The 7179-nt window shown below is 61.4% G+C and carries 6 protein-coding genes; 3 read left to right on the forward strand and 3 right to left on the reverse strand.

Features of this window, described 5'->3' with window-relative positions:
- Window positions 1–218: 218 nt before the first annotated feature.
- Window positions 219–806 (reverse strand): tetratricopeptide repeat protein, encoded by a 588-nt coding sequence (locus CAK78_RS04540; protein WP_176452665.1) that lies wholly within the window; start codon window positions 804–806, stop codon window positions 219–221.
- A 173-nt stretch (window positions 807–979) separates the two neighbouring features.
- Between CAK78_RS04540 and CAK78_RS04545 the strand changes: the two genes are divergently transcribed.
- On the forward strand, window positions 980–2035 hold the full coding sequence (locus tag CAK78_RS04545) for a PA0069 family radical SAM protein (RefSeq protein ID WP_094696506.1): 1056 nt from the start codon (window positions 980–982) through the stop codon (window positions 2033–2035).
- A gap of 36 nt (window positions 2036–2071) precedes the next feature.
- Here the strand turns inward: CAK78_RS04545 and CAK78_RS22770 are convergent, their stop codons facing one another.
- Both CAK78_RS22770 and gyrA read right to left on the reverse strand, forming a co-directional pair.
- Complete coding sequence (locus CAK78_RS22770) at window positions 2072–2239, reverse strand: hypothetical protein (protein WP_005300645.1); 168 nt, start codon at window positions 2237–2239, stop codon at window positions 2072–2074.
- Between the two features lie 199 nt (window positions 2240–2438).
- A complete protein-coding gene (gene gyrA / locus CAK78_RS04550) occupies window positions 2439–5186 on the reverse strand; it encodes a DNA topoisomerase (ATP-hydrolyzing) subunit A (RefSeq protein ID WP_042049428.1) in 2748 nt (915 codons plus the stop codon).
- Window positions 5187–5387: 201 nt separating this feature from the next.
- On the opposite strand from gyrA, the gene ubiG reads away from it, so the two are divergent.
- A complete protein-coding gene (ubiG, locus tag CAK78_RS04555) occupies window positions 5388–6104 on the forward strand; it encodes a bifunctional 2-polyprenyl-6-hydroxyphenol methylase/3-demethylubiquinol 3-O-methyltransferase UbiG (protein ID WP_005300640.1) in 717 nt (238 codons plus the stop codon).
- Window positions 6104–6790 carry an HAD family hydrolase gene (locus tag CAK78_RS04560; protein ID WP_094696507.1) on the forward strand — a complete coding sequence of 229 codons (687 nt, stop codon included), beginning with the start codon at window positions 6104–6106 and terminating at the stop codon, window positions 6788–6790. Before ubiG ends, CAK78_RS04560 begins: the two co-directional genes overlap by 1 nt.
- Window positions 6791–7179: the final 389 nt, after the last annotated feature.

Consider the following 7179-nt stretch of genomic DNA (forward strand, 5'->3'; position numbering starts at 1 on the left):
GTGGTGCCCCCTACCAAAGGGCACATGCGGGATGGAAAGATTCATTCAAAAATGGGTGATGTTCTGGCTCTCCACAGCACTTTGCGAAGGCGCCCCGTGACGCAAACAACCCGTTCCACGTCGCAAGACAAACCAAAAACCGAACCATGCTACCAGAAGTAGGCGGGGCTGTATCGGGTTTGCTGAGATTTTCTACAACCAGATGAACCGCTTGCCGTTTATTCCCCCAACAAGGGTTGCCAGTTGAAATCGAACGTAGAGCTCCCCTCCTGGGCCAGTTCCAGCTCCTGCAGCACCTTGAGCGCCAGCTGGTTGCCCTGTTTGGCGGCCTGATAGAGCCACTCCTTGGCACGGGGCAGATCGACCCGCCCGCTGACCCCCATCAGATGCAGCACCCCCACCTTCAGCATGGCGGGCACATCACCGTTTCTGGCCGCCAGCTCCATCCAGTGAAACGCCTCGCGCAGATCCCGCTTCACCCCGGCGCCCCGCAAATAGAGCTCCCCCAGCCGGTACTGGCCGAAGGCGTCCCCCGCCTGCGCCGCCTGACGATAGAGGCTGATGGCGCGATCCATATCCTGCTCGCTGCCCTGCCCCACTTCATGGCTCCAGCCCATCAGCGCCTGTGCCCGTGGCTGGCCCTGATCCGCCAGCGGCGACCAGATCCGGGTTGCCTCATCGAAGTGGCCGGTGCGCCAGGCGCGGTTGGCCGAGGCCAGCTCCTGCTCGGTGGAGAGCGGGATCAGGCGCCAGATAACCAGCGCAATGACGGCGATGAAGAGCCAGCGGGAGGTGATGGGTGCCATGGTGATTTCCGTGATCCAGTTCGCATTCTGTCTATGTAAACGAAATGTAGCGCTGCAATCAAGCAAGAGATCCCTTAGACACGCTTTTTATGGCTGGCGGGTCGGCAGGGCTTGCATTCGGCAATGAGGGTCAGCATGATAACTGTATATATAAACAGTATTGGTGCGGCACCATGGCAGGACGAGACAGTTCCCACAACGTTGATCACCGTTTCAGCGGCCAGCGGGTCGATGCGGTCGACGACGGCTGGGCCCAACCCGAGTGGGAAGCGGCATTTGCCGCCAGCGATCCCCGCACCGAGGTGACGGAGATCAGCGCCCGCAGCATCATCAGTTACAACAGCTCCCCCGATGTTCCCTTCGGCCGCTCCATCAATCCCTATCAGGGGTGCGAACATGGTTGCATTTACTGTTATGCCAGACCGAGCCACGCCTATCTCGAGCTCTCCCCCGGCCTCGACTTCGAAACCCGGCTGTTTGCCAAACTCAACGCCGCCGAGCTGCTGCGCCGGGAGTTTGCCAGACCCGCCTATCAGCCGCAGACCATAGTGCTGGGGGCCAATACCGACCCTTATCAGCCCATCGAGCACCACTATCGCCTCACCCGCCAATTGCTGGAAGTGATGCTGGCCCATCGCCATCCGGTGGGGATCATCACCAAGAGCGCCATGATATTGCGCGACCTCGATCTGCTGACCGAGCTGGCCCAAGAGGGGCTCTGCCAGGTGATGGTGTCGATCACTACATTGAATGAAACCCTGCGGCGACAGCTGGAGCCAAGAGCCAGCACGGGGACCGGCCGGCTCAAGGTGGTGGAGAAACTGGCCCGCGCCGGCGTGCCGGTCGGCGTGCTGGCGGCCCCCATGATCCCGCGGCTCAACGAGCCCGAGCTCGAGCAGATCATCAAAAGCGCTGCCGAGGCCGGTGCCCATTGCGCCGACTATATCCTGCTGCGACTGCCCCACGAGCTGGCACCGCTGTTCAGTGACTGGCTGGAGCAATACTACCCAGGCCAGAAGGAGGCGATCCTCAACCAGCTGCGAACCAGCCGGGACGGCGCTCTTAACAGTCCTGCCTTCGGGACCCGGATGCGGGGAGAAGGCCAGTTTGCCGATCTGCTGGCCCAGCGCTTTCGCTTGATCGCCAAGCGGCTCGGGCTCGGCAAGCGCCACTTTCAACTGCGCCAGGATGCCTTCATCCGCCCGGGCGAGCAGCTGCGGCTATTTTAATTCCCGTCATGACGCCAGCCAGTGGGCATGACCAAGTCAGCCTCGGGGGCGCACTCCTGCAGCGCGCTCGCGGGCAATCAGCTCGACCGGCAGCCTCGCCGGTTCATGGGCCACTTCCAGCTCCTGTTCGTGCTGTGCCTCGTCCCTCCCGGCTTCGCCCCATACCCGGCTCCACCAGATTTCCCACATCACCCAGCTGGTCATAAGATGCTCCTGTGCGGCAGAGGCCGCCGTTGTGATCGCCAACGCAGGCAAGATGCCCTGCCCCCATGACAGAGGCATGACGCCCCGATGACATCTCGGTTGCCTCTCTGCCGGCAGCCTGGCTGGGGAGGCCAACGGCGGGCATAAAAAAAGAGCGACCTGAAGGTCGCTCTTTCGTATCGGGCAAAAGGGGGAACGATTACTCGTCGCCCGCCTCCCCTGCATCGACAGCACCGGTGTCTGCGGCGGTATCGGTGCCTTCAGACACCTCACCCTCGACGGCCAGTGCCTCGGTTTCCTCTTCGTCGCTCTCGGCAACGCGCTGCAGACCGACCACGGTCTCGTCTTCACCGGTACGGATCAGACGCACACCGCCGGTGTTGCGGCCGATGACGCTCACCTCGGACACACGGGTACGTACCAGGGTACCGCCGTTGGTGATCAGCATGATCTGGTCGGTATCCTCGACCTGGATCGCATCGATCACCTTGCCGTTGCGCTCGTCCACCTTGATGGAGATGACGCCCTGGGTACCACGGCTCTTGGTCGGGTATTCGTCCAGCGCGGTACGCTTGCCGTAACCATTCTCGGTGGCGGTGAGGATGGCCCCGTCGCCACGGGGCACGATGAGGGAGACCACCTTGTCACCGGCGCCCAGCTTGATGCCGCGCACACCGGCAGCGGTACGACCCATGGGACGCACGCCCTTGAAGGTGCCCTTGCTTTCGGTGCCTTCGCCGTTGTCGCTGCCATCATCGTCGTTGCCGGCGTCGTCGTCGGTTTCAACTTCGTCAGTGGCATCGGCATCAGCGCGACCGCTGCCTTCCGCGAAGCGAACAACCTTGCCCGCATCGGAGAACAGCATGATCTCGTTGCTGCCATCGGTGATGTCCACCCCGATCAGCTCATCACCCTCTTTGAGGTTGATGGCGCGGATACCGGAGGAGAGCGGACGGCTGAAATCGGACAGGCTGGTCTTCTTCACGGTGCCGTTGGCGGTGGCGAAGAAGACATACTTGTCGGCGTCATACTCTTTAACCGGCAGAATGGCGGTGATGCGCTCACCCTCATCCAGCGGCAGCAGGTTGATGATCGGACGACCGCGAGCGCCACGGGACGCCTCCGGCAGTTGATACACCTTGAGCCAGTAGACCTTGCCACGGGTGGAGAAGCACAGAATGGTGTCGTGGGTGTTGGCCACCAGCAGACGCTCCACAAAGTCCTCTTCCTTGATCCGGGTGGCCGACTTGCCACGACCACCGCGGCGCTGGGCCTCGTAGTCAGAGAGCGGCTGATACTTCACGTAACCCTGGTGAGACAGGGTCACCACCACGTCTTCCGGAGTGATCAGATCTTCGATGTTGATCTCAGCACTGGACATGCTGATCTCGGTGCGACGCTCGTCGCCGTACTGCTCGCGCACGGCCAGCAGTTCGTCGCGGATCACTTCCATCAACCGCACCGGGCTTGCCAGGATGAACAGCAGCTCGGCGATGAGATCCAGCAGAGATTGGTACTCTTCCAGGATCTTCTCGTGCTCGAGGCCGGTCAGCTTGTGCAGACGCAGGTCAAGAATGGCCTGGGCCTGCTGCTCGGTCAGGTAGTAGTGACCCTCGCGAATGCCGAACTCGGGCTCCAGCCACTCGGGGCGGGCCGCGTCGTCGCCGGCCTTCTCCAGCATGGCAGCCACGTTGCCGAGCTCCCAGCCTTTGGCAACCAGGCCCGCTTTCGCGTCGGCCGGGGTCGCACTGTGGCGGATCAGCTCGATCACCGGATCGATGTTGGCCAGGGCTACCGCCAGACCTTCCAGGATGTGGGCCCGATCCCGCGCCTTGCGCAGTTCGAACACGGTCCGGCGGGTCACCACTTCGCGGCGGTGCAGCAGGAACGCATCCAGGATCTCTTTGAGGTTCATCACCTTGGGCTGGTTGTTGTCCAGCGCCACCATGTTGATGCCGAAGGTGGTCTGCATCTGGGTGTGCTTGTAGAGATTGTTCAGCACAATCTCGCCGGACTCGCCGCGCTTGATCTCGATGACGATGCGCATGCCGTCCTTGTCGGACTCATCGCGCAGGGCGCTGATGCCCTCGATCTTCTTCTCTTTGACCAGCTCGGCGATCTTCTCGATCAGGCGAGCCTTGTTCACCTGATAGGGGATCTCGTGGACGATGATGGTCTCGCGACTGGTCTTCTCGTCTACTTCCACCTCGGCCTTGGCACGCACGTAGATGGAGCCACGACCGGTACGGTACGCCTGCACGATGCCGGAACGACCGTTGATGATGCCACCGGTGGGGAAATCCGGGCCGGTGATATAGGTCATCAGCTCGTCGATGGTGAGGTCGCCGTTCTCGATCAACGCCAGACAGCCGTTGACTATCTCGGTGAGGTTGTGAGGCGGAATGTTGGTCGCCATGCCCACCGCGATACCGGAGGAGCCGTTGACCAGCAAGTTGGGAACCTTGGTGGGCATGACAGCCGGGATCATCTCGGTGCCGTCATAGTTCGGCACCCAGTCCACGGTCTCTTTGTCCAGATCGGCCAGCAGCTCGTGGGAGATGCGGGCCATCCGCACTTCGGTATAACGCATGGCCGCGGCGCTGTCGCCATCGACCGAACCGAAGTTGCCCTGACCGTCGACCAGCATGTAACGCATGGAGAAATCCTGCGCCATGCGGACGATGGTGTCATACACGGCACTGTCGCCGTGCGGGTGATATTTACCGATTACGTCACCGACCACACGGGCCGATTTTTTATAGGGCTTGTTCCAGTCGTTCCCCAGCTCGTTCATTGCATACAGAACGCGGCGGTGAACCGGTTTCAAGCCATCACGCACATCCGGCAGAGCTCGTCCTACGATCACGCTCATGGCGTAATCAAGATAGGAACTCTTGAGCTCTTCTTCGATGTTGACCGGCGTGATCTCTCTGGCCAGATCGCTCATAGAAAGCCTTAATCCCTAATTAGTTGTTCTTTGGCTTAAACAGCGCGACATGGTAACACACTGAGCCAAATATCTTAAGTCACAAATCCGGTAACAAGTCGGGCTGGTGTGACAAAGTCCGTCCGTTATAATGCCCGCCAGGACAATAGATTGCGCGCGCACTCCCCTGCCTGCGCGCCCTTGCCACAGGATCATCAAAAAATGCACAGTGATGCCAATGTCGATCTGACAGAAATCGCCAAATTCGAAGCCATCGCCTCCCGCTGGTGGGACATGGAGGGAGAGTTCAAGCCGCTGCATCAAATCAACCCGGTGCGCCTTGACTGGATCACCGACAAGAGCGGCGGCCTGTTTGGCAAGCGCATCCTCGACATCGGTTGCGGCGGCGGCATCCTCGCCGAGAGCATGGCCCGTCGGGGTGCCCAGGTCACCGGCATCGACATGGGCAAGGAGCCCCTGGGCGTCGCTCGCCTGCATGCCCTGGAAGCGGGGGTGGAACTCGAGTATCGCCAGATCACCGCCGAGGCCCACGCCGATGAAGCCCCGGGCCAGTATGACGTGGTCACCTGCATGGAGATGCTGGAGCACGTGCCGGATCCTGCCTCCGTGCTGCGCGCCATCGCCACCCTGGTACGCCCGGGCGGCAAGGTGTTCGTCTCCACCATCAACCGCAACCCGAAAGCCTATCTGATGATGATCCTCGGCGCCGAGTACCTGATGAAGATGGTCCCCAAGGGTACCCACGATCACAAGAAATTCATCACCCCGGCCGAACTGTGTCGCATGGGTGAGGCGGCAGGCCTGCTGGTACGGGACATGAGCGGCGTCCACTACGCGCCGCTCTCCAACAGCTTCAAGCTTGGTCGCAACGTCGACGTCAACTACATGGTGGCGTTCGAGCGCCCGGAGCAAGGCTGATGACGACTCACCCTGCTGCGCCCCTTGGCTGCGTGCTGTTCGATCTGGACGGTACCCTGCTCGATACCGCGCCGGATCTCGGCGCTGCCGTCAACCACGTGCTGATAAGCGAAGGCTTTGCGCCGCTTTCTGACGACATCATCCGTCAGACCACCTCCCACGGGGCGCAGGGGCTGCTCAGGGCCGGTCTTGGTGACGAGCTGCTGGAGGAGCTGGGCGCCGCCCGCCTTCGCACCGCCCTGCTCGACTACTACGCGGCCAACCTCTGTGTCGGCACCCGCCCCTATGAAGGCATGGTGGATCTCATCGAGTGGCTCGACGAGAAAAAGCTGCCCTGGGGCATCGTCACCAACAAGCCGGGCTTTCTCACCGAGCCGCTGCTGGCGGCGCTGCCGGCGCTTGCCAGTTGCGGCGTCACCGTCAGCGCCGACACTCTTCCGGTGCGCAAGCCCGACCCCGCCCCCATGTTCTTTGCCTGCGCGCAGCTTGGCGTCGCGGCCAGCCACTGCCTCTATGTGGGGGATCACGTGCGCGACATCGAGGCCAGCCGCAACGCCGGCATGCGTACCGCCGTTGCCGGTTGGGGTTACCTCAATGACGACGAGGATCCCGCCCAGTGGGGCGCAGACCTTCACTTTGATACCGTGCAGGCCCTGCACCACTGGCTACGCTACGAGCTGGATTAAGGGGTCAACCCCCTGCCAGAGCAGTCGGGCAAGGCTGCGGTGGATACATGGTGGATACATATAGAAGTGGACAATCAGGAGGGCTCCCCGTGTGGGCTCTCTTAGGGATAACGCCACAGGTGGATAACACAAGAGATGGATATCAGACGCAGCTTTGCGACCATCCCTTGAGCTGAGCGGTGAAAACGACGCCCATCTGGTCACTCGCGCGGCAAAACCGAGGATCGGCAATTGATCCCCCGTTTTGCCGGTTTGACAAGCAGTGCGGCAGCGGGATCGGACACCTTTTGACCCTTGCTGCACAAGGGATAATCAGGCTGAATTTGCTAGTAAAAACACCCCGTTTTCGCAAGCAAAAAAAGTTACCTGATTACCCATGACCCTCAGCC

It is taken from the genome of Aeromonas sp. A35_P (assembly GCF_002259925.1).
GTDB lineage: Bacteria > Pseudomonadota > Gammaproteobacteria > Enterobacterales > Aeromonadaceae > Aeromonas > Aeromonas dhakensis.

Bases quoted from the DNA above. Each gene is read 5' to 3' on its own strand.
- CAK78_RS04540 (WP_176452665.1), bottom strand. From the start codon at position 806: ATGGCACCCATCACCTCCCGCTGGCTCTTCATCGCCGTCATTGCGCTG.
- CAK78_RS04545 (WP_094696506.1), top strand. From the start codon at position 980: ATGGCAGGACGAGACAGTTCCCACAACGTTGATCACCGTTTCAGCGGC.
- CAK78_RS22770 (WP_005300645.1), bottom strand. From the start codon at position 2,239: ATGACCAGCTGGGTGATGTGGGAAATCTGGTGGAGCCGGGTATGGGGC.
- gyrA (WP_042049428.1), bottom strand. From the start codon at position 5,186: ATGAGCGATCTGGCCAGAGAGATCACGCCGGTCAACATCGAAGAAGAG.
- ubiG (WP_005300640.1), top strand. From the start codon at position 5,388: ATGCACAGTGATGCCAATGTCGATCTGACAGAAATCGCCAAATTCGAA.
- CAK78_RS04560 (WP_094696507.1), top strand. From the start codon at position 6,104: ATGACGACTCACCCTGCTGCGCCCCTTGGCTGCGTGCTGTTCGATCTG.